The 21,438-nt window shown below is 71.2% G+C and carries 20 protein-coding genes; 14 read left to right on the forward strand and 6 right to left on the reverse strand.

Annotation, left to right across the window (positions count from 1 at the left end):
• Positions 1 to 28 precede the first annotated feature (28 nt).
• Positions 29 to 1,501: a M1 family metallopeptidase gene (locus tag NLX85_RS16365; protein WP_254335963.1), complete on the reverse strand. Its 1,473-nt coding sequence runs from the start codon at positions 1,499 to 1,501 to the stop codon at positions 29 to 31.
• A 146-nt stretch (positions 1,502 to 1,647) separates the two neighbouring features.
• Here NLX85_RS16365 and NLX85_RS16370 point away from each other — a divergent pair, with 146 nt between their 5' ends.
• Positions 1,648 to 2,793, forward strand: a complete 1,146-nt coding sequence (locus NLX85_RS16370; protein WP_254335965.1) for a hypothetical protein — start codon at positions 1,648 to 1,650, stop codon at positions 2,791 to 2,793.
• A gap of 4 nt (positions 2,794 to 2,797) precedes the next feature.
• On the opposite strand, the gene NLX85_RS16375 is transcribed toward NLX85_RS16370, so the two are convergent.
• A complete protein-coding gene (locus NLX85_RS16375) occupies positions 2,798 to 3,457 on the reverse strand; it encodes a metalloregulator ArsR/SmtB family transcription factor (protein ID WP_254335967.1) in 660 nt (219 codons plus the stop codon).
• A gap of 126 nt (positions 3,458 to 3,583) precedes the next feature.
• Here NLX85_RS16375 and folE point away from each other — a divergent pair, with 126 nt between their 5' ends.
• The 5 genes from folE to NLX85_RS16400 all read left to right on the forward strand — a co-directional run bounded on the left by folE (position 3,584) and on the right by NLX85_RS16400 (position 7,937).
• Positions 3,584 to 4,159, forward strand: a complete 576-nt coding sequence (gene folE, locus NLX85_RS16380) for a GTP cyclohydrolase I FolE (RefSeq protein WP_254335969.1) — start codon at positions 3,584 to 3,586, stop codon at positions 4,157 to 4,159.
• 29 nt (positions 4,160 to 4,188) lie between these two features.
• Positions 4,189 to 5,412, forward strand: a complete 1,224-nt coding sequence (locus tag NLX85_RS16385; RefSeq protein WP_254335971.1) for an NAD(P)/FAD-dependent oxidoreductase — start codon at positions 4,189 to 4,191, stop codon at positions 5,410 to 5,412.
• Between the two features lie 97 nt (positions 5,413 to 5,509).
• Complete coding sequence (locus NLX85_RS16390) at positions 5,510 to 5,878, forward strand: DUF2750 domain-containing protein (RefSeq protein WP_254335973.1); 369 nt, start codon at positions 5,510 to 5,512, stop codon at positions 5,876 to 5,878.
• Positions 5,879 to 6,070: 192 nt separating this feature from the next.
• A complete protein-coding gene (locus NLX85_RS16395; RefSeq protein ID WP_254335975.1) occupies positions 6,071 to 6,568 on the forward strand; it encodes a hypothetical protein in 498 nt (165 codons plus the stop codon).
• Between the two features lie 172 nt (positions 6,569 to 6,740).
• Positions 6,741 to 7,937: a glycerophosphodiester phosphodiesterase family protein gene (locus NLX85_RS16400; protein WP_256566947.1), complete on the forward strand. Its 1,197-nt coding sequence runs from the start codon at positions 6,741 to 6,743 to the stop codon at positions 7,935 to 7,937.
• A 62-nt stretch (positions 7,938 to 7,999) separates the two neighbouring features.
• Here the strand turns inward: NLX85_RS16400 and NLX85_RS16405 are convergent, their stop codons facing one another.
• The 3 genes from NLX85_RS16405 to NLX85_RS16415 are packed head-to-tail and all read right to left on the reverse strand — an operon-like array spanning position 8,000 to position 11,081.
• Positions 8,000 to 9,409 carry an ABC transporter substrate-binding protein gene (locus NLX85_RS16405; RefSeq protein ID WP_254335984.1) on the reverse strand — a complete coding sequence of 470 codons (1,410 nt, stop codon included), beginning with the start codon at positions 9,407 to 9,409 and terminating at the stop codon, positions 8,000 to 8,002.
• A gap of 20 nt (positions 9,410 to 9,429) precedes the next feature.
• The gene (locus NLX85_RS16410; RefSeq protein ID WP_254335986.1) at positions 9,430 to 10,260 is read right to left on the reverse strand and encodes a carbohydrate ABC transporter permease; all 831 of its coding nucleotides are present in this window, start codon (positions 10,258 to 10,260) and stop codon (positions 9,430 to 9,432) included.
• The gene (locus NLX85_RS16415; RefSeq protein WP_254335988.1) at positions 10,257 to 11,081 is read right to left on the reverse strand and encodes a carbohydrate ABC transporter permease; all 825 of its coding nucleotides are present in this window, start codon (positions 11,079 to 11,081) and stop codon (positions 10,257 to 10,259) included. The genes NLX85_RS16410 and NLX85_RS16415 overlap by 4 nt, the downstream gene beginning before the upstream one ends.
• A 280-nt stretch (positions 11,082 to 11,361) precedes the next feature.
• On the opposite strand from NLX85_RS16415, the gene NLX85_RS16420 reads away from it, so the two are divergent.
• The gene (locus NLX85_RS16420; protein ID WP_254335990.1) at positions 11,362 to 12,234 is read left to right on the forward strand and encodes an LLM class F420-dependent oxidoreductase; all 873 of its coding nucleotides are present in this window, start codon (positions 11,362 to 11,364) and stop codon (positions 12,232 to 12,234) included.
• A 67-nt stretch (positions 12,235 to 12,301) separates the two neighbouring features.
• Here NLX85_RS16420 and NLX85_RS16425 read toward each other — a convergent pair whose 3' ends face one another.
• Positions 12,302 to 13,660: a hypothetical protein gene (locus NLX85_RS16425; RefSeq protein ID WP_254335992.1), complete on the reverse strand. Its 1,359-nt coding sequence runs from the start codon at positions 13,658 to 13,660 to the stop codon at positions 12,302 to 12,304.
• Between the two features lie 375 nt (positions 13,661 to 14,035).
• On the opposite strand from NLX85_RS16425, the gene NLX85_RS16430 reads away from it, so the two are divergent.
• The 7 genes from NLX85_RS16430 to NLX85_RS16460 are packed head-to-tail and all read left to right on the forward strand — an operon-like array spanning position 14,036 to position 21,437.
• Positions 14,036 to 15,082, forward strand: a complete 1,047-nt coding sequence (locus NLX85_RS16430) for a LacI family DNA-binding transcriptional regulator (protein WP_308210746.1) — start codon at positions 14,036 to 14,038, stop codon at positions 15,080 to 15,082.
• A gap of 39 nt (positions 15,083 to 15,121) precedes the next feature.
• Positions 15,122 to 16,717, forward strand: a complete 1,596-nt coding sequence (locus NLX85_RS16435; RefSeq protein ID WP_254335996.1) for an FAD-dependent oxidoreductase — start codon at positions 15,122 to 15,124, stop codon at positions 16,715 to 16,717.
• A gap of 27 nt (positions 16,718 to 16,744) precedes the next feature.
• Entirely contained in the window at positions 16,745 to 18,028 is a 1,284-nt protein-coding gene (locus NLX85_RS16440; protein ID WP_254335997.1) for an extracellular solute-binding protein, read from the forward strand.
• A gap of 11 nt (positions 18,029 to 18,039) precedes the next feature.
• The gene (locus tag NLX85_RS16445; RefSeq protein WP_254335999.1) at positions 18,040 to 18,987 is read left to right on the forward strand and encodes a carbohydrate ABC transporter permease; all 948 of its coding nucleotides are present in this window, start codon (positions 18,040 to 18,042) and stop codon (positions 18,985 to 18,987) included.
• On the forward strand, positions 18,977 to 19,819 hold the full coding sequence (locus tag NLX85_RS16450) for a carbohydrate ABC transporter permease (RefSeq protein WP_151462263.1): 843 nt from the start codon (positions 18,977 to 18,979) through the stop codon (positions 19,817 to 19,819). Before NLX85_RS16445 ends, NLX85_RS16450 begins: the two co-directional genes overlap by 11 nt.
• Positions 19,816 to 20,733: an ROK family protein gene (locus tag NLX85_RS16455; protein WP_254336001.1), complete on the forward strand. Its 918-nt coding sequence runs from the start codon at positions 19,816 to 19,818 to the stop codon at positions 20,731 to 20,733. Before NLX85_RS16450 ends, NLX85_RS16455 begins: the two co-directional genes overlap by 4 nt.
• On the forward strand, positions 20,730 to 21,437 hold the full coding sequence (locus NLX85_RS16460) for an N-acetylmannosamine-6-phosphate 2-epimerase (RefSeq protein ID WP_254336003.1): 708 nt from the start codon (positions 20,730 to 20,732) through the stop codon (positions 21,435 to 21,437). The genes NLX85_RS16455 and NLX85_RS16460 overlap by 4 nt, the downstream gene beginning before the upstream one ends.
• Position 21,438 lies beyond the last annotated feature (1 nt).

Consider the following 21,438-nt stretch of genomic DNA (forward strand, 5'->3'; position numbering starts at 1 on the left):
GCGGCGTCGTCGTTGCCGGGCGGACCGCTCAGGTGGCCTTGATCGGCTTCGGCGTGGTCTTCGAGTCCAGCCAGGTGTTGATGAGCTTGGTGAAGTCGCGTCCGGTCTGCTTGTTGACGAAGGCGATGAACGACGCCCGGTCCTGCTGGGTGTTGCGCTGGTCCTGCACCCAGGCGCGGGCCAGCGCGAAGAACGCCTTGTCGCCCAGCTGCCGGTGGATCTCGTGGAGCATGGCCTCCGGGCACAGGTAGACGTTGCCCTCGGCGAAGTTCTTCGGGTTGGGCTTGCCGGGCGGGCCGAGCTTCTTGCGCATGGCCGCGTCGGCGTCGCGCAGGTAGCGGTCCAGGCTCGCGTCGCTGAGGTGCAGGGTCTCCTTGGTGTACAGGTCCTGGGCGTACTGGGCCCAGCCCTCGTTCAGCCACAGGTCGGTCCAGGTGGTCGGCGTGACGGAGTCGCCGAACCACTGGTGGGCGTACTCGTGCAGCAGGTCGCCGCCCCAGCGGTCGCGGCGGGCCTTGGTGTTCTCGATCTTCCGGCCCATCGTGATCATCTGCTGGGTCTCCATGCCGGACGCCGAATCCACCACCACGACGCCGCCGGACGGGAACGGGTAGGGCCCGAACTTCTTCTCCAGCCAGGCCAGGTACTGGGGGGACTTCTTCAGGTACGGCAGCAGCTTGTCGTCGGCGCCCTTGCGGTACCAGAAGGTCAGCGGAACACCCCGGGGCCCCTTGGCGGTCAGCTTCTGGTACTTCCCGACCGCCAGGGTGGTCAGGTAGGACGCGACCGGGTCGGCGCTGCGGTAGGTGAACGTGGTCCCGGACTGGCCGGCCGGGGTGCCGCTGGCGATCGCGGACCAACCCGCCGGGACGGTGACCCGGATGTCGTAGAGGGCCTCGTCGGACGGCTGGTCGTTGGCCGGGTACCAGGTGAAGGCCCCGAACGGCTCCTGCATCGTCCAGAGGCCGCCCTCCTTGGTGACGGTGAGGCCCAGGTCCTCCACGTCCTTGCGGTGCGACGGCATCGGCGTGGTCTTCGGCGTGCCGTGGTACTTGACCACCAGCGTCACCGGCTTGTCGGCGACGACCGGTGCGGTCACGGTCAGCTTCTCCTTGGCGACGGCGCCGGTGACCGTCGTGCCGTCCAGCGTCACCCCGTCGACCTGGTAGGGCATGAAGTCCAGGACCAGGGCGGGAGCGTCCTTCGTGGGCCGGATCCGCAGGGTGGCGGCGCCCGTGAGGGTCTTCGTCGCCGGCGCCCAGTCCAACGCCAGGTCGTAGTGCAGGACGTCGAGCGCGTCGCTGCCCCGGGCCGGGTAGATCTTGTCGGCCACCGGCGTCGAGCGCCCGGCCTGCCAGGCGGTGTAGTCGACGGCGGGCGCGGTCGGGCTCGGCGTGGTCGTGGGGGCGGACGGGCCGGCGGCCGGGGCGGCCGGATCGCTGGTGCACGCGGTGGCGAGCAGCGGTGCGAGGAGCAGGGTCAGGGGTACGCGGCGACGCATCAGCGCACCATACGGCAGAGATCCACTTCCGTGGGGGCCCTCGCCGGTTGGCACCTTTTGCGGCTTTGCCAGATTGGCACAACCCCTCTGGCCAGCGGGCGCGTTCGGCAGCAGGATGAGGGCGAGGCTCTGATGGGGTGGTTCCCATGGTCAGCACCGACCAGACAGTCCACAACTTCCGCCAGTTCCCCGTGGAGGCCCGGCGGTCGGCGGAGGCCGCTGGGGAGGAACGTGACAAACGCCTGCGGGCGGTCACCACGAAGCGCAGCCGCAGGGCGGCGAAGCTGTCGGCGGAGGCGAGCCAGCGGCTGCGACGCCTGCTGGGCGACGACGACTGGGCGCAGCTGCGCGAGTTGATGCGGCAGGAACGGATGACCGTTCGTGACCTGCTCCAGCCGCCCGAGGGGTTGACGACGAGCTACGACGCGCTGAACCGGGCCCGGCGACGGAAGGCCAAGGCGTTCCTGCGCAGCCGGGACATCCGGCGTGAGGCGATCGTCGCGATAGCGGCCGACTACCACGAGGCGTTGGGCGACGTGTTCGCCGCCGACGAGAACGTCGGTCCCGGGTTCCACCTCGGGCACCACCTCGACAAGTGGTTGAGCCTGTCCCCCTTCCACGACCGCGCGCTCCCCTGGGGTGTCTTCGAGCCGGACGACGGCGACGACCCGCACCGGTGGGAGGTCTTCCGGCCGCCCTTCTTCGGGTTCAACTTCGGCTTCGTCCCGGTGCGCAACGACAACTTCGTCGTCGACCGCGTCCACACGCTGAACCCCTCGGTCGGGGACGTCGGCATCTCGATCACCATGAAGGACGATGACGCCGGCGACTTCGACTACGCGTCCGGCGACGGCTTCAGCGCCATCGCGTTCGCGTTCGTCCCGCCGACGACCGGCCTGGTCGAGGTGCTCATCGACGCGCAGTGCGTCGAGGCGACGCACCGGCTGGACACCACGGACGAGTGGGGCTGGTCCAACTCCCGCACGACCCAGCAGAACTTCCTCATGCTCGACGTGCTGCACCCGAACGTGGCCGAGCCGTCGTACGCCGCGATGTCGACGCTCGACGAGACCACCGACGACGACGAGAGTTTCCACCAGGAGAAGCTGACCCGCGGCACCCACTACTTCGCGCAGCTGTTCAGCGCGGGACCGGTGCCGGCGGGCCAGTCGGTGATCGTGTGCGCCGGCACGCGCTCCTTCGACATGAGCGGCACCAATGACGTGTCCATCGACAGCACGTCCGACTTCCGGTGGTACATCAGCTCGGTCGAGGTCCGCGTCTCACCGTGAGCGGCTAGTGCTCCGCGACGCCGTCCAACCGGACGCAGCAGGCCCCGGGACGCGGCGCGAGGCGGGGCAGCAGGTCGGTGCGTCCCGCGCCGTCGACCAGGCCGGCGAGGAACGCGTGGTTGAGCCCGCACACCAGGGCGGTCTGCCGGGCGGCCAGGACGTGGAACGGGCAGTTGCCCAGCAGCACCTGGTCGTCGAGCGCCTCGGGCTCGAAGCCGAGGCCGGCGAGCGCGGCGACGAGGTCCTCGCCGGAGTCGCGTACCCGTGCTCCGATCTCCTGGCCGCGTCGCCGGGCGTGCCGCCGCGCCGCCTCGGGGGCGTCGTGGGGGTCGTCGGCGACCGCGTCGGCGAGGATCTCGGCGATGAGTTCGTAGCGCCGCTCGGGAACGGTGATCGCCACGCCGTCGCCGATCGCCTCGTAGACCTTCGGCGTCCGGCCGCGGCCCCGGGGCTGGTCGGCCGGCGTCCCGTAGTGGGCCCGCAGCAGGCCGGACTCGACGAGCTTGTCGAGGTGGAACGCCGTGAGGTTGCGGGACATCCCGTGCGCCTCGGCGGCCTCCTCGCGGGTGACCGGGTGGTCGGCGCGGCACACGTAGTCATAGAGCGCCCGTCGGGACCGGTCGACGAGCGCGGCCATCGCGTTCCAGCGCTCCCCCGTGCTCATGCCGAGAGGTTATCACCAATGAAGGCTATTGAAATTCGGGGCGCGGTGAGGCAGCATGATCGCTATCACCAATGAGCGTTGGTGAAAATCTCCTGGGGGTTCCGAGTGAGTGTCAGCGCGCTACGAGTGCAGCACCAGCGTCCGGGCCGCGACCCGGCCGCCGCGGAACGGGCGGCGGCGGAGTTCCTGGCCGCGCTCGGCGTCGACCTCTCCGCCGACGGGCTCGCCGACACGCCGGGCCGGATGGCCCGCGCCTACGCCGAACTGCTCACCCCGCGCGAGTTCCAGCCGACCACCTTCGCCAACGACGAGGGCTACGACGAGCTGGTGCTGGCCCGGGCCATCCCGATCCGGTCGGTCTGCGAACACCACCTGCTGCCGTTCGTCGGCGTCGCGCACGTCGGCTACCTGCCCGGCGAGCGCATCCTGGGCCTGTCCAAGCTGGCCCGGGTGGTCGAGCTGTTCGCCCACGGCCCGCAGGTCCAGGAGCGCCTCACGAAGCAGATCGCCGACTGGCTGACCGGCCAGCTGCGCCCGCGCGGGGTCGGCGTGGTCATCGAGGCCGAACACCTGTGCATGACGCTGCGCGGCGTCCAGGCCGTCGGCAGCAGCACCATCACCTCCACCCTGCTCGGCACCCTGCGCGACGACCACCGCTCGCGCGCCGAGTTCTTCACCCTGGCCGGGGTCGGCCCCCGCTGATCGACGTACCCCCGAAAGGAGCTGGACCGATGTCGAAGACCGGCACGTTCGTGATCGTGGGCGCCGGGCTCGCCGGCGCGCGGGCCGCGCAGACGCTGCGGGAGGAGGGCTTCGACGGCGGCATCGTCGTGATCGGCGACGAGCCGGAGCGACCGTACGAGCGGCCACCGCTGTCCAAGGGCCTGCTGACCGGCGGCGCCGAACCCGACAGCGTGTACGTGCACGACGCCGGGTGGTACGCCGCGCACGACGTCGACCTGCGCACCGACACCCGCGCCGTCGCCGTCGACCGTTCCGCCGGCGAGGTCCGGCTCGCCGACGGCCAGCACCTCCGGTACGACAAGCTGCTGCTGGCCACCGGCGCCACGCCCCGCGACCTGGCGGCACCCGGTGTCGACCTGGACGGGGTGCTGCGGCTGCGCACCCTCGCCGACAGCCGCCGGATCGCCGCCGCGCTTGTCGACGGCGCGCACCTCGTGATCATCGGCGCGGGCTGGATCGGCCTGGAGGTCGCCGCGGCCGCCCGGCAGCGCGGCGCCACCGTCGACGTCGTCGAGACGGCCCCACTGCCGTTGCGCCGCGTCCTCGGCGACGAGATCGCCCGGGTGTTCGCCAACCTGCACCGGGACCACGGCGTCAGCTTCCACTTCGGCGCCGAGGTCCACGACATCCGCGGCACCGGTCGTGTCGCCTCGGTCCGGCTGGCCGACGGCACCGACCTGCCCGCCGACACCGTGGTGGTGGCCGTGGGCGTACGGCCGAACACCGAGCTGGCCGAGGCGGCGGGCCTCACCGTCGAGAACGGAATCGTCGTCGACGCGTCCCTGCGCACCGCCGACCCGGAGATCCACGCCGCCGGCGACGTCGCCAACGCCTACCATCCCGTGCTGCGCCGGCACCTGCGCGTCGAGCACTGGGCCAACGCCCTGCACGGCGGCCCGGCGGCGGCCCGCGCGATGCTGGGGCAGGCGGTCAGCTACGACGACCTGCCCTACTTCTACACCGACCAGTACGACCTGGGCATGGAGTACGTCGGACACGCCCCGCCCGGGGCGTTCGACCGGGTCGTCGTCCGGGGCGACCTCGCCAAGCGCGAGTTCATCGCGTTCTGGACGGCGCGCGGTCGGGTGCTCGCCGGCATGAACGTCAACGTGTGGGACGTCGTGCCGTCGATCCGTCGGCTCGTATCCGCAGCCGATCCGGTGGACCTCGACCGGCTCGCCGACCCCGACGTGCCGCTCGACGAGCTGTAGCCGCAGGCGGCCGGAAGGCAGCCGGTCCGTTCGGGGCACAGGACGTCGGGCAGGATGGACCTCCGCCTCGCGGGGCGGGAGGACAACGGAGGGGCCAATGAGTATCGCCAGCGCACATGCCGCCGCATTCAGGCGGGAGGTGTCGACGGAGCGTCAGGTCTGGACGCTCCTGGAAGACGACTCATACATCGCCCCGCACAAGCCGGACGGCACGCGGGCGATGCCGTTCTGGTCGAAGGGGTCCCGAGCGAAGCTGGTGGTGGACCAGGTCGCGGCCTACCACGGGCTGACGATCGTGTCATGTGCCTTGGACCCCTGGCTGACCGACCTGTTGCCGTGGCTGGCGGAGCAATCCGTGCTGGTCGGCATCAACTGGAGCGGCGAGCGGGCACTGGGATACGACGTGCCTGCGAAGGACGTTCGTCACTGGTTCGACCCACCTGGTGCCGACGTTCAGCGCGACTGAACTTTCGCCAGCGGCACGGGCAGCTACCGGCCCGGCGTACCTGCGCCACGCTCCTGGCCGACCTCGACGTCCACCCGCGAGGCTTGCCACCGTCGGGAAGATGTCCACGTGGCAACGGGACAAGAGAACGGCAGGTCCTTCAAGCGCGAGGCGCCCGGGTTGCGACCCGCGCACCAGGCCGGAGAAAACACCGTGAATGACGACGAGCTCGCAACCTCCCTGGCGGCCCACCTGGGCCGGCTCACCTTCGTGGACCGGTCGACCGACGAGGTGACCGCGCTACTCGTCGACGCGGCCGCCGCGTGGGGCGAGGCCCAGGGCTTCCGGGTGTACCGACGTGCCGCGAGTGTCGTCCCGCTGCCCGCCCCCTACCAGAACCGGCACTCGGTCGTAGACGTCGCCTGCGCCCGTCTCGCGGGTCGTCCCATCGTGATCGAGGTGGACCGCACCGATCGCCGGCGCACGATGGAGAAGCTGCTCGCCGAGGCCGACGCCGGCCGGGTCGCTCTCTGGGTGCGCTGGGGGCCGGGCCCGTTCGCCGCCGCGCCGGCGCCCATCCGCCTCGTCACCTGCGAGGTCGCCGTGCGCCACCATCGGCACTCGCGATTGCCGAGCCGCCCGGCGCCGCACCACTCAGCGCCGGGCAGTACGGCCGTCGAGCCGGTCGAGCTGCCGCTCACCGCAGAGTGAGCGCATAAGCCGGCGCGAGGTGAACGTGAGCTTTCGGCCGACGAACTCGTGCGCACTCCGCCTGATCGACGCCGAGCAACGCGGGAAGGACCGCCACGAGTAGACCGAATTGGATCTCGGTTAGGGTCAGGCGGTAGCCGGAGGCGTCGGCCGCGTCACAGGGAGTCCTTGGATGAGCACGAGTCCGTCATCGAGGCCGGCCCTCCATGCGGGGCCGGCGGTGGCGCCGGTTCCCCGGGAAGGCACGACACCGCCGGTCGGCCGTGGCGGGAGGCACGCCGCGACGTACGCGCACCGCGGGTCGTCCGGGATGGCGCCGGAAAACACCGCGGCCGCCGTCGAGCGCGCGATCGCCGAGGGCGCCGACTACGTCGAGACCGACGTGCAGCTCAGCGCCGACGGGGAGCTGGTGATCATCCACGATGTGACGCTGGCCCGCACCACCGACGCCCGGCGGGCGTTCGCGGACCGCCCGCCCTGGAACGTGCACGACTTCACCCTCGCCGAGCTGAAGAAGCTCGACGCCGGCGGGTGGTACGCGGCCGAGTTCACCGGCCAGCACATCCTCACCCTCGACGAACTGCTCGACCTGCTCGGGGACCGGGTCGGGCTGAACCTCGAACTGAAGTCCCCCGCGGTGAATCCCGGCCTGGCGCGGGCGGTCGTCGCTCGGCTGCGGCGGCGTCGCGACTGGATCGCGCCAGGCGCCCGTCCGCGGCCGCTGATCGTCGGTTCCTTCGACGAGCAGGCCCTCCGGGACGTCCACACGCGGCTGCCGGACGTCCCGGTCTCGCTCATCACCTACGACGTGCCGGCGGGCGGGAAGCTGGCGGACCTCGCCGGGTGGATCTTCTCCGTCAACCCGGACATCCGCCGGCTGCGGCCCGAGGACGCGGCCCGTGTCATCGAGGCGGGCCTGGCCCTGGTGCCGTGGACGGTCGACTCGCCGGAGCTCTGGCGGTGGGCCCTGGACCTCGGCGTCGACGGCATGATCACCAACTACCCGTCCGCCCTGAAGGACCTGCTGCACGGCCGCGGCCCGGTGCGCGGCGCGGCGGGCGTGGCCATCGAGGACATCCGGTGCCACTCCCCCGGCGAGCACGTCGTGCTGCGCAACGTCTCCGACCAGCCGGTGGACGTCGGCGGCTGGTACCTGCGCAACCAGGCGTCCGACCGGATCATCGTGGGCGACGGCCACGTCATCGCACCGGGCGGGCTGCTGCGGGTGCACACCGGCCCGGGCACCGACGACGCGACCGCCTACCACGACGGGCGTGCCACCGCGTTCTGGAACAGCACCCACGGCGACTCCGCCGGGTTGCACCGCGCGGACGGCGCCCTCGTCGACCTGTACGCGTACGTCATCTGAGCCGGCGGAGACACGAAGGGGGGCCGGCTCCGCCGGAGCCGGCCCCCCTCAAGACCCGCTGGTCAGCTGACGGACTTGTTGTAACTGTCGATCGCGGGCTTCACGCTCGCCGCGGCGTCCTTCATGGCCTGGTCGGCCGGCTTGCTGCCGACGATCGCCGCCTCCAGGCCGTCCTCGGACGCCTTGCGGGCCTGCGGCATCACGCCGAGCAGGCAGCCGGCCGACGCCACCGACGGCGGCAGGGCGTGCAGCTGGTCCACGGCGGTCTTGAACTGCGGGTACTGCGCCACCCAGTCCTTGTCGATCTGCTCGTCGAGCGCCTTGGCGTTCACCGGCACGTACCCGGTGCCCGTGTGCCACTTGGCCTGCTGGCTCGGGCTCGCGGCGAACTTCACGAACTCCCAGGCGGCCCGCTTCTCCTTGTCGCTGTGCCCGACGCCGTTGATCCACAGCGAGGCGCCGCCGATGATCGGCCCGCCCGTCGCCGAGCTGCTGGCCTTCGGGTACGGCGCGGTGAGCACGGTGAACTTGCCCTTGGCCGCGTCGATGTAGCCACGCATGGCGCCCGTGGACTCCAGGTGCATCGCCACCGTGCCGGCCTTGAAGGCAGCCTGGGCGTCGTCGGTCTTGCGGCCGGTGTTCGTGGCGTAGCCGCCCTTGACCAGGTCCGCCCACCACTGCGCGACGCGCACGCCGGTCTCCTGGTCGAACTGCACCTTCGTGGCGAGACCCTTGCGGCCGTTGCCGTTGTCGCAGTACTCCTTGCCGTCGGTGGCGATCAGCTGCTCCACCAGCCAGCCGTAGATGGCGGCGCCGAAGCCGTACTGGACGGTCTTGCCGCCGGCGTCCTTGACGGTCAGCTTCTTCGCCATCTCCCCGATCTCGTCGAGGTTCTGCGGCGGCTTCGTCGGGTCGAGGCCGGCCTTCACGAAGGCTTCCTTGTTGAGGTAGAGCAGCGGGGTGGACGTGTTGAACGGCATCGACTGGAGCTTGCCGTCGATGGAGTAGTAGTTGGCGATGTTGGGTTCGATGTCGCCGGCGTTGAACTTGTCCTTGTCGATGAACTTGTACATCGGCACGGTCTGCTTGGAGTCGACCATGAAGCGGGAGCCGATGTCGTAGATCTGCACCAGCGCGGGGGTGTTCTTCTGCTGCACCGACGCCTTGTACTTCGCGATCGTCTCGTCGTAGTTGCCCTGGAAGATGGCCTTGACCTCGACCTTGCCACCGCTCTGGGCGTTGAAGTCGGCGACCAGCTTGTCGATCGCCGCGGCGTTGGCGCCCTTCATCCCGTGCCAGAACTCGATGGTGGTCTTGTCGGTGGCCTTCTCGAGCACCTCCGCGCCGGGCGCTTCGAGGGCGTCCTTGCCGGAATCGGTGCCGGACCCTGAGCCACCGCACGCCGTCAGCGCGGCGGCGGCGACCAGGGCGACGAATGCCGTCATGCTCCGGCGGAGCCTGGGTTGTCTCACGGGTTTCTCCTCTTTGAGAATTAACGCAGCGCGCCGGCGGTGAGGCCGCGGACGATGTAGCGCTGGCCGAAGAGCACGACGGCCAGCGTGGGGAGCAGGGACAGCGCGACGCCGGCGAGGACGAGGCCCGGCTGGGCCACCTCGGCATCGTTGAGCTGCGAGATGCCGATCTGCAGGGTCTGGTAGTCGGAGTCGCGGATCAGGATCAGCGGCCAGAAGTACTGGTTCCACGCCGAGAGGAAGACGTAGACCCCGACCGCCGCGATCGACGGCTTGGACAGGGGCACGATGACCCGCCACAGCAGGCGCCAGTGGCCGCACCCGTCGATCACCGCGGCGTCCCGCAACTCGGTGGGGAACTGCAGGAAGGCCTGGCGCAGCAGGAACGTGCCGAACGCCGAGGCGAGGAAGGGCAGCACGAGGCCGAGGTAGGTGAGGTTGCCCCGCGCCAGGCCCCAGCCGGAGACGGCCAGGTAGTTGGGGATGATGATCGCCTCCCACGGCACCATGAGGGTGGCGAGGAACAGGGCGAAGGTCGCCGCCTTCGCCGGAAGGCGAAGGAACGCGAAGGCGTACGCGGCCAGGATGCTCGTGACGATCTGGGCCACCGTGATGACCCCGGCCTGGACGGCGGAGTTGACGTAGAAGCGGCCGAGCGGCACCGAGTCGAAGACGTCGGTGATGTTCTTCCAGTGCAGCTGGTGCGGCACCAGCGCGGGCGGGTAGGTCGCCAGGTCACCGGGACCCATCACGGCGCCGACGAAGCCGTAGTAGATGGGGAACAGGACCGGGATCGCGGCCAGGCCGAGCACGACGTAGACGGCGATCTGCCCGAAACTGAGCTTCTTCATCGATAGTGGACCCGCCGCTCGAGGATGCCGAACTGGACGGCCGTGCAGCCGAGCATGACGATCAGCAGCACGACGGCCTGGGCGCTGGCTGATCCGAAGTCGGAGGACCCGAAGGCGAACGCCTTCTCGTAGATCGAGTAGACAAGCGTCGTCGTGGCCTGGTCCGGGCCGCCCTTGGTCAGGATGTGGATCTGCCCGAAGCTCTGAAGCGCGTGGATCGTGGACACCACGACGAGGAAGAACAGCTGCGGAGAGAGCAGCGGGACGGTGATCCGGGAGGCCAGCCGCCAGCCGGTCGCGCCGTCCAGCCGCGCCGCCTCGACCACCTCGGGTGAGATCGCCGCAACGCCGGCGGAGAGCACGAGGACGTTGTAGCCGAAGTTCATCCACACCGTCGCGGCGGCCACGGCGGGCAGTGCGATCGACGGGTCGGTGAGCCAGTTGACCCGGTCGATCCCGAGGGATCCGAGCACGCCGTTCGCCACGCCGATGGCCGGGTTGTAGATGACGGCGAAGACGACCGACGCGGTCGCCACCGAGAAGGCGAACGGCAGCGCGAACGCGGTGCGCAGCACCCGTACGCCGCGGATGCGCGCCTCCAGCAGCAGCACCACGACCAGCGCGCCCAGGACGGCCGGTACCACGGAGAACAGCGTGAACAGGCCCGTCGTGGCGAGCACCTTGCCGAACTCGGCGGACAGCATCTCCCGGTAGTGCTCCGCACCGACGTACACCGACGGGGCGCCGAACAGGTCGTTGCCGTGCACGGACAGGTACAGGGTGCGCCCCAGTGGCCAGAACACGAACAGCGCGAAGACCACGACCGACGGCGCCAGCAGCAGCCATCCGAGACCGGTTTCGGTGAAGCGCGCCGGTTTCCTTCGGCGGACGGTGGGGCGTGTGGACTCTGTGGTCGGCGCGCGGTCATCCGGTGGGGCGCTGACGGTAGGCGGGGGCGGCACGGCAGCACAGTATCGAAAGAAATCCTTCTCCGCAGGACCCGGAGCTGGAAGTTCTTTCCGGTGGCGGTCCCGTTCGGCGGCGCGGAGGCCGAGTGCCCGGCATAATGCCAGGTGGCCCAGGGACGTGAAAGGATGAGCGATGAGGCTCGGTCTGCACTACTGGAACTTCTCCACGCCCGCCGAACCGTCGGAGATGGCCGCGACCCTGGCGGAGACCGCCCGGATCGCGGAGCAGGCCGGGGTGTCCGCGTTCAGCGTCATGGACCACTACTTCCAGATGGAGTTCACCACCTCGGCCGAGGAGCCGATGCTGGCGGCCTACACGACCCTCGGCTACGTGGCGGCCAGGACCGAGCGGATGACGCTCGGCGTCCTGGTCACCGGCGTGATGTACCGCTATCCGGGCCTGCTCGCCAAGATCGTGACCACCCTGGACGTGCTGTCCGGCGGGCGGGCACGGCTCGGCATCGGCGCGTCGTGGTACGACCGTGAGCAGCGCGGGCTCGGTGTGCCGGTCGTCCCGGTCGCGGAGCGCTTCGAGCGGCTGGAGGAGACGTTGCAGATCTGCCTGCAGATGTGGAGCGACGACAACGGCCGGTTCGACGGCAGGCACTACCAGCTGGCCGAGACGCTGAACGTGCCGGCGCCGGTCAGCCGGCCGCACCCCCCGATCATGATCGGCGGTGGCGGCGAGAAGAAGACGCTGCGGCTCGTGGCCCGCTACGCCGACGCGTGCAACCTGTTCGGCAACAGCCCGGCGGAGGTCGCGCACAAGCTCGACGTGCTGCGGGAACACTGCGTCGCCGAGGGCCGGGACTACGGCGGCATCGACAAGACCGTGCTGGTCATGCGACCGCCCCTGCCCGACGTCGACGCGTTCGTGACCGAGGTGGCCGAGTACGCGGCGCTCGGCGTGACCGAGGTGCAGACGATGCCCGACCGCCACCCGGTGGAGTTCGCGCGGGAGCTGGCCGAGCGGCGGGTCGCCGCGCGGCTCGCCGAACTCGCCTGATCCCCAGGGCCCGACCGCCAGCCGGACGCCGGTGGTGCCCCGCCGGTCGGCGGGGCACCACCGGCGACTAGTTGCCGCCCTGGTCGTGCGGGACGGTGACGGTGACCGTGCAGCCGACCGGCCGTCCGATCTCGTCGTGACCGGCGTACGTGAGGGAGTAGACCCGGTCCCCGCCGTTGCCGGCCCGCTCGGCCCGCAGCTTCCCGCTGGTGTCCGGCGCGCCGGTGGCGAAGTCGCTGACGTCCGCGGCGTCACCCCCGGTCACGCCGGTCAGGGCGAACGCGTTCGGGCCGAGCACGCCGTCGCGCAGGTCCACGGTCACGTCGACGTCGACCAGCTCGTGGTTCGGCGGCCACAGGACCGGTCGGTCCACGGCGCAGTCGAGCTGCCGTACCGGCAAGGGGTTCGCCAGGGTGGCGGTGGCGTGCCCGATGGTCGCGGTGAGCCGGGCGCCGGCCTCGTAGTACATGTGCACGGTCCGGCCGTCGAAGTAGAACGTCGGCGCGGCCGAGCGGCCGAGGTCGGGGGCCGCGGTCATCGAGTCGTGCACGACGCCGAGGTGGATCTCCTGGTCGAAGCCCTCCCCCACGTCCACCGCGTGCATGTTGCCGTCGGCAGCGTGGTAGATCACCAGGTTGCGGTCGTTCCAGCGCAGGAAGAACGGCCCCGAGGCGTTCGGGCCCTCGTCGCCCTGCGGGGTCACGATCGGTTCGGGCTGCATGGTCCAGGTCCGCGCGTCGTTGGAGACCGCCCAGCGGATCCGCCGCGACACGGGCCCGGTCGGTCCGGGCAGCGCCGCGGTCGGGTTGTCCATGAAGAGCATCAGGTAACGGGTGCCCAGGCGCGGCACGGACTGCTCGAACACCCGGGCGTAGGACGTCTCGCCCCCGGTCGTCTCGTTGCGGCTGACCGCGGTGCCCCCGTAGCTGAAGTGGATGCCGTCGTCGGAGGTCGCGTACCGGGTGATGGAGTTCTCGCCGTGGAAGTAGAGGAACAGCTTGCGCTCGCCCTCGATCCACACGGCGTGCGGCGAGGAGATGTGGCTGACCGTGGAGTAGTGGGGCAGCCAGGTGTTGCTGACCAGCGGGTTGGCGTCGTACTCGGTCCACGGGCCGTCGATCGAGTCGGAGTACGCCAGGGCGATCCCGCCGGGACGCTCGTGCGGCGCGTAGTAGAGGTAGTAGGTGCCGAGCGGGTTGGGGAAGTAGTCGGCGGCCCGGATGACGCTCGGGAAGATGAACTCGTTCGTCGGGTTGTAGGCGAGGGCGCTCTTGTCGAACGCGGTGCCCTGGTAGGTGAACTGCGGGAAGTCCAGGCCGGGATCGGCGGTGGCCGGCGCGGCGCCGGCCAGGGCGGCGACGAGCAGGCCGGCGCCGGCCGTGGCCAGGACGGCGCGGCGGGAGGACGGGACGGGTGCCTTCGTCATGCGGCTTCCTCTTCTGTCGGTGCGATCGGACGCGGTGACGGTTCGCGCGCAGCGCAGGATGACTCTCAGTAAGAAAGCAGGGAGGATCGATCGGCGGACGCGTCGTGGCGTCGCCGCGCTAATACGTATTAGCATCTATGTTTCTCGAATGTTGCTCGGTCGGCGCCGCTTCTGTCAAGAGGTGGCCCGGCGCGGCGCCGAGCCAGCTCGGGCGCCGACCGTTCCGGCGGGCGCTGACTCGCTAATGCGCATTACTTCAGCGGGTTCATGCCGCCGAAATCTTCCGGCCACCCCTTGACACACGCCGGTCAACCCGCCAGGCTCCTTCCCAACGCCGAGCGCTAATACGCATTAGCCGCACCGGAAGGACCCGACGTGACCGCTCCCCCCAGACGCGTCACCCAACGTGACATCGCGCGGATGGCCGGTGTCAGTCAGGCAACCGTGTCGCTGGTGCTCAACAACCGCACCGACGCCGAGGTCCGCATCGCCCCGGAGACCCGCGACCGGGTGCTGCGGGTCATCGCCGAGACCGGCTACGCCGCCGACCCGGTGGCCCGCCGCCTCGCCTCGCGGTTCAACCGGATCATCGGCGTCTTCACCTACGAGCCCGCCTTCCCCAGCGGCAGCCGGGACTTCTTCCACCCGTTCCTGCTCGGCATCGAGGAGTACGCCGAGCGGGTCGGCTGCGACCTGCTGCTGTTCACCAGCGCGCCGGTCGTGGACGGCCGGCGGCGCATCTTCCACCACGACAACCGGCTGCGCCTGGCCGACGGGTGCATCCTGCTCGGACGCGAGATCCCCGGCGCGGAGCTGCAGCGGCTCAACGGCGACGGATACCCGTACGTCGCCGTCGGGCGCCGCGACGACGCCGGCGGTCCGGTCCCCTACGTGGGCGCCGACTACGCCTCGGCGGTGGCCCGGCTCGTCGAGGCGGCGCTGCGGCACGGCCACCGCCGCCTGACGTACGTGGGCATGGGGTCGACCGCCGAGTCCTCGCAGGACCGGCGCCAGGGCTTCGGCGCCGCCGCGAGCACCGCCGAGAGCGCCCGCCAGGTGTCCGCGGCGCCCGGGGCGGCCGACGCGACCCTCGACGATCTGCTGGCCGACGGGAGCACGGCGGCGTTCGTGGAGGACTTCGCCACGGCGGTGGCACTGGAGGCGGCCGCCCGCCGGCGCGGCCTCACCGTGCCCGGCGACCTGTCGATCGTGACCCTCGGCGACCCGACCGTCCCCGTCCCCACCGACGTCGTGTTCACCGGGTTCCGCATCCCCCGCGAGGAGATGGGCCGGCAGTCGGTCGAGGTGCTGACCGGCGTCATCGACGGCAGCGCGGGCGGCCTCCAGCAGCGACTTCTCCCCTGCGAACTCGTCGAGGGCAGCACCCTCGGCACCCCTGAACCGGCGGTCGACCGGCGCTGAGCGGCCGGCCGCGCAACTGGAAGGAAGCAAGTGGTCATCATGCGTGCGGACGTCCTCGTCGTCGGGGGCGGACTGGGCGGTGTCGCCGCGGCGCTCGCCGCGGCCCGGACCGGCCGGTCGGTCATCCTGACCGAGGAGTTCGACTGGCTCGGCGGGCAGCTCACCAGCCAGGCGGTCCCGCCGGACGAGCACTCCTGGATCGAGCAGTTCGGCGCCACCGCCAGCTACCGGGCGCTGCGCGACGGCATCCGCGACTACTACCGTCGCCACTTCCCGTTGACCGAGCGGTCCCGGGCCTGGACCGACCTCAACCCGGGTGCGGGCTGGGTGAGCCGGCTCTGCCACGAGCCGCGGGTGGCCGTCGCCGTCATCGAGGAGATGCTCGCCCCGTACCGCGGTTCGGGCCGGCTGCGGGTGCTGCAGCCGTACCGGCCGGTCGCCGCGGAGACCGACGGCGACCGGGTGACCGGCGTGACGCTCGCACACCGCGACCGGGACGAGCGGATCGACGTGGTCGCGCCGTACGTCCTGGACGCCACCGAGACCGGCGAGCTGCTGCCGCTGACCGGCACCGAGTACGTCACCGGATTCGAGTCCCGGGCGGAGACCGGCGAGCCGAGCGCCCCGGCCGAGGCCCAGCCCATGAACATGCAGGCCGTCTCGGTCTGCTTCGCCATCGACCACGTCGACGGCGACCACACCATCGACCGCCCGGCGGGATACGACTTCTGGCGCGACTATAAGCCCGACTTCTGGGGCGACCGGCTGCTGTCCTGGAAGTCGCCGCACCCGCGCACGCTGGAGATCGTCGAGCGCAGCTTCACCCCCAACCCGGACGACGACCCGTTGAGCGTCAACGCCGACCAGCGGGTCAACCCCGGTGACGGCAACCTGTGGACGTTCCGGCGGATCGCCGCGCGGCGCAACTTCGTCGACGGCACGTACGGCAGCGACATCACGCTGGTCAACTGGCCGATGATCGACTACTTCGAGGGTCCGGTCATCGACGTGCCGAACGCGTCCTGGCACCTGTCCAAGGCCCGGGAGCTGTCGTACTCGGTGCTCTACTGGCTGCAGACCGAGGCGCCCCGGCCCGACGGCGGCACCGGCTTCCCCGGCCTGCGGCTGCGCGGCGACGTGACCGGCAGCGCCGACGGGCTGGCCCAGGCCCCGTACATCCGCGAGTCCCGCCGGATCCGCGCCGAGTACACCGTCGTCGAGCAGGACCTGTCCCTGGCGGTGCGGGGTGAGCACGGCGCGGTCAGCTACCCGGACGCGGTGGGCGTGGGCATGTACCGCATCGACCTGCACCCCTCGACCGGCGGCGACAACTACATCGACGTCGGCTCCTGCCCGTTCGAGATCCCGCTCGGCGCGCTGATCCCGCAGCGGATGGAGAACCTGCTGCCGGCCGGCAAGAACATCGGCACCACCCACGTCACCAACGGCAGCTACCGGCTGCACCCGGTCGAGTGGAACGTCGGCGAGGTCGCCGGCCTGCTCGCCGACTTCTGTCTGGCGCGGGGCGAGTCCCCGCGTGCGGTCCGCAACACCCCCCGTCTGCTGGCCGACTTCCAGGACCGCCTCACCGCGGCCGGCGTGGAACAGCGCTGGCCGCGGATCGCGGGCTACTGAACACACACCCCCGGTGAGGAGAAGATTGTGAGAGCAGGAAAGGCCCTGCGCGGCGTCGCCGTGGCGCTGGCCGGCGCGCTCGCCCTGACCGCCTGCGGCGGCGGTGGCGAGTCCGCCGACAGCGGCCCCGCGAAGCTGCGGATGACCGTCTGGTCGGCCAACGAGGCGCACCTCAAGCTGTTCAACGAGATCGCCGACGAGTACCGCAAGAGCCACCCGGACGTGGCGGAGATCAAGTTCGACCCGCTGCCGTTCGACAACTACACCACCACCCTGACCACCCAGATCGCCGGCGGGAACGCGCCCGACCTCGCGTGGGTGTTCGAGAACTCCGCCCCCGACTTCGTCGCCTCGGGCGCGCTGCTGCCCCTGGACGACACGCTCAAGAAGGCCGAGGGTTACCAGTACGACGACCTCTCCCCCGCCACGCTCAAGCTCTGGCAGAACGACGGGAAGCTCTACGCGTACCCGTTCTCGACCTCGCCGTTCGGGGTCTTCGTCAACACCGACATGGTCAAGAAGGCCGGGCAGAAGACCCCGGCCGAGCTGATCGCGGCCGGCCAGTGGACCTGGGACAACGCCCTGACCACCGCCGCCGCGGCGGCGGCGAAGTCCGGCAAGGCCGGCCTGGTCATCCGCGACTTCGACTACAAGGGCTGGGACAACCTGTCCACCTTCTGGACCGGCTGGGGCGCCCAGGCGTGGAGCGGGGACGGCAGGACCTGCGGGTTCAACAGCCCGGAGATGGTCGAGGCGATGACCACCCTGCACAAGGCCACCTTCACCCAGAAGGCGCTGCCCGGCCCGGGCACGACGGCCGACTTCTTCGCCGGTGACTCGGCCATGACGATCACCCAGATCTCCCGCGCCTCGCTGCTGAAGGACGGCGGCTTCGGGTGGGACCTGGTGCCGCTGCCGGCCGGCCCCAAGGGGAACTACGCGGTGGTCGGCCAGGCCGGCCTCGGGGTGATGAAGAAGAGCCCGCACGCCAAGCAGGCGGCCGACTTCCTGGCCTTCTTCACCAACCCCACGAACTCGGCGAAGCTCGCCCAGTTCTTCCCGCCGCCGCGGCAGTCCCAGCTGACCGCCGAGACGCTCGCCAAGACGAACCCGAAGCTCAAGCCGGAGCAGCTGCAGAAGGTCGTCATCGACGGCATCACCAACGGCGTCGTCAAGCCCAGCCACGCCGGCCAGGCCGAGCTGAGCCAGCAGGTCCGCGCCGGCCTCGACCCGCTGTGGCAGCCGAACGCGGACGTCAAGGCCGTGCTCGACGGCGTCTGCGCCAAGATCCAGCCGCTGCTGGCGAAGTAGGGCTGAGGACCATGACCCAGACGGACACCAGGGTGGGCCCGGCGACCGCCGGGCCCGCCCCGGGCCGGGCCCGGCCGTTCTGGACCACCCGCCGCCGGGACCAGCTCACCGGTTACCTGTTCATCGCCCCGCAGCTGCTCGGCAGCGCCGTCTTCGTGATCCTGCCGCTGATCCTCGTGGTCTGGTACAGCCTGCACGAGTGGAACGTGCTCGCCGGGACCTTCGACTTCGTCGGCACGGACAACTACCAGGCCCTCGCCGACGATCCCAACCTCGGCGCGGTGCTGCGCGCCACCGGGCTGTTCTCGGTCGGCCTGGTGGTGCTCAACCTCGGCCTGGCGTTGCTGCTGGCCGTGCTGCTCAACCAGAAGCTGCGGGGCACGATCCTGTTCCGCACGCTGTTCTTCTCCCCCGTGGTGGTCTCGCTGGTGGCCTGGACCATCGTGTGGGGCTTCCTCCTGCAGGACAACGGCGGGGTGAACAGCCTGCTCGACACCCTCGGCGTGGACGGGCCGAACTGGCTGCGCGGCGAGGGCACCGCGATGGTGTCGGTCGTCGTCGTGCAGGTGTTCAAGAACGTCGGCCTGAACATGGTGCTGTTCCTGGCCGCCCTACAGGGCGTGCCTGCGGACCTGTACGAGGCCGCCGAGGTGGACGGGGCGAGCCGGATGCGCCAGTTCTGGCGGATCACCGTGCCGCTGATCAGCCCGACGATCCTGCTCACCTCGATCATCACCGTGGTCGGGTCGCTGCAGGTCTTCGCGCAGATCGCAGTGCTCACCCAGGGTGGGCCGGGCACGTCGACGACGGTGCTCGTCTACTACCTGTACCAGCAGGCCTTCCAGTTCCATCACTTCGGCTACGGCGCCACGCTGTCGATCGTGCTGTTCGCCATCGTGCTCGCGCTCACGGTGCTGCAGTGGCAGATGCGCAAGAGGTGGGTCTTCCATGAGTCGTGACCTGTCGCGGCGGACCAAGCTGGTGCTCTACGGGGTGCTGCTGGTCCTGGCGATCCCGTTCGTCTTCCCGACGTGGTGGATGGTCACCTCGTCGCTGAAGCCGGTGGCTGACATCTTCGCCTTCCCGCCGGACCTGCTGCCGACCAACCCGCGGCTCGACGCGTACCGGCGGGTGTTCGAACTGCAGCCGTTCGGCCAGCAGTACCTGAACAGCCTCTACATCGCGCTGCTCGTCACGGTCGGCACCCTGGCCGTGTCGGCGCTGGCCGGGTACGCCTTCGCGCGCATCCGGTTCCGCGGCCAGAACGTGCTGTTCCTGGTCGTCCTCGCGGGCCTGCTCATTCCCAGCGAGGTGACGATCGTGCCGCTGTTCCAGATGTTCTTCAAGCTCGGCCTGGTCAACACCCACTGGCCGCTGATCCTGGTGCCGATCTTCGGCGCGCCCAGCGTGCTGGCGACGTTCATCATGCGGCAGTTCTTCATCAGCCTCCCCGGTGAGCTGGAGGAGGCCGCCCGGGTCGACGGGCTCGGCCGGTTCGCCACCTTCTGGCGGATCGCCCTGCCGCTGTCGCGGCCGGCGCTGGGCGCGGTGGCCATCTTCACCTTCCTGCACAGCTGGAACCTCTACCTGGAGCCGATCGTGTTCCTCTCCTCGCCGGAGAAGTTCACCCTGCCCCAGGCGCTCACCCAGTTCGTCGACGCCTACGGCGGCCCCATGTGGGACGTCCAGCTGGCCGCGGCGTCGATGACCGCGCTGCCGGTGCTCGTGGTGTTCGTCATCGCGCAGAAGCAGTTCGTCGAGGGCCTCGCGCACACCGGTCTCAAGGGATGACGTCACCGGTCGTCGGCATCGACATCGGCGGCACCAAGACGGCGGCGGCGCTGGTCGACCGGGGCGGGCGGGTGCGGGAGCGCCGCGAGGCGCCCACACCCGCCCGGTCCGGGCCCGAGGCCGTGCTGGACGCCGCCGCGCGGCTGGCCGCCGACCTGCTCGGCGCGGCCGCCGGGCCGGTCGGTGTGGGCACGGCCGGCACGGTCGACCCCGCGACGGGCAGCATCCGGTACGCCACCGACAGCCTGCCCGGCTGGACCGGCACCCCGGTCGCCGACGCGCTGGCCGCCCGGCTCGGTCGACCCGTGCGGGTCACCAACGACGTGAACGCCGCCGCGCTGGGCGAATGCTGGGCCGGCGCCGGGCGCGACCACGCCCACGTGCTGCTGGTGGCCGTCGGCACCGGGCTGGGCGGGGCGCTCGTGCGCAACGGCCGCGTGGAGGCCGGTGCCCGTGGCGCCGCCGGCGAGGTCGGGCACCTGCCGGCCCCGGGCGCCGAACGGCTGCGGTGCGGGTGCGGCCGGCACGGGCACCTGGAGGCGATCGCCTCCGGCAGCGGGCTGGCCGCCGCGTACGCCATCGAGACCGGAACCGAGGTCACCGGCCGGACCGTGGCGGACCGCGCCGCGGCCGGGGACGCGGTGGCCCGGCGGGTCGTGGACCGGGCGGGAGCCGCCCTCGGCGCGGCCCTGGCCGGGCTGGTGGCCCTGCTCGACCCGGACGCCGTCCTGGTGGCCGGCGGCGCGGCCGGCGCGCTGCTGCCCGCCGCGTCGGCCGCCTACTCCGCCGAGGTGCCGGCGGGCTGGGCCGACGTCCCGCTGCGGCCCGCCGCGCTGGGCGCCGACGCCGTCCTGGTCGGCGCGGCCCGGCTGGCCATGGACAGTCACGACCTCGAAAGGACCAGGAGCAGGTGAACGTGCTCGACGACCTGGCCGGCGGGCTGGTGGTGTCCTGCCAGCCGCTGCCCGACGACCCGGACGACCCGATGCGGGACCCGTACGTCCAGGCCCGGGTGGCGGCCGCGGTGGTACGCGGCGGCGCGGTGGCGGTCCGGGTCAACGGACCGGACGACATCGCCGCGGTGCGCCCCGCCGTCGACGTCCCGGTGATCGGGCTCTACAAGCACGGCACCGAGGGCGTCTTCATCACCCCGACCGCGGCCCACGCCCTCGACGTGGCACTGGCCGGCGCGGACATCATCGCGATCGACGCCACCGACCGCCCCCGGCCGGACGGCCGCACCTTCGCCGACACGGTCCGCCTGATCCGCGAACGGACCGACGCGCTGATCCTCGCCGACGTCGCCACCGCGGCCGAGGGCGTCGCCGCCGTCGAGGCCGGCGCGGACGCCGTCGCCACCACGCTGTCCGGCTACACCCCGGCCAGCCCACCGACCGACGGGCCCGACCTCGGGCTCGTGGCGCGACTCGTCGCACAGCTGTCCGTGCCGGTGATCGCCGAAGGGCGGTACCGCACCACGGAACAGATCGGCCGGGCCTTCGAGGCGGGTGCGCACGCGGTGGTGATGGGCAACGCCGTCACCTCCCCGCTGTGGATCACCCGCCGGCTCGTGCCGGCCACCCCCCGCGCGGCGAGCGCGCCGGAGAAGAGGGAGTGAG

The organism is Micromonospora sp. A3M-1-15 (genome assembly GCF_024213425.1).
Classification (GTDB): domain Bacteria; phylum Actinomycetota; class Actinomycetes; order Mycobacteriales; family Micromonosporaceae; genus Micromonospora; species Micromonospora chersina.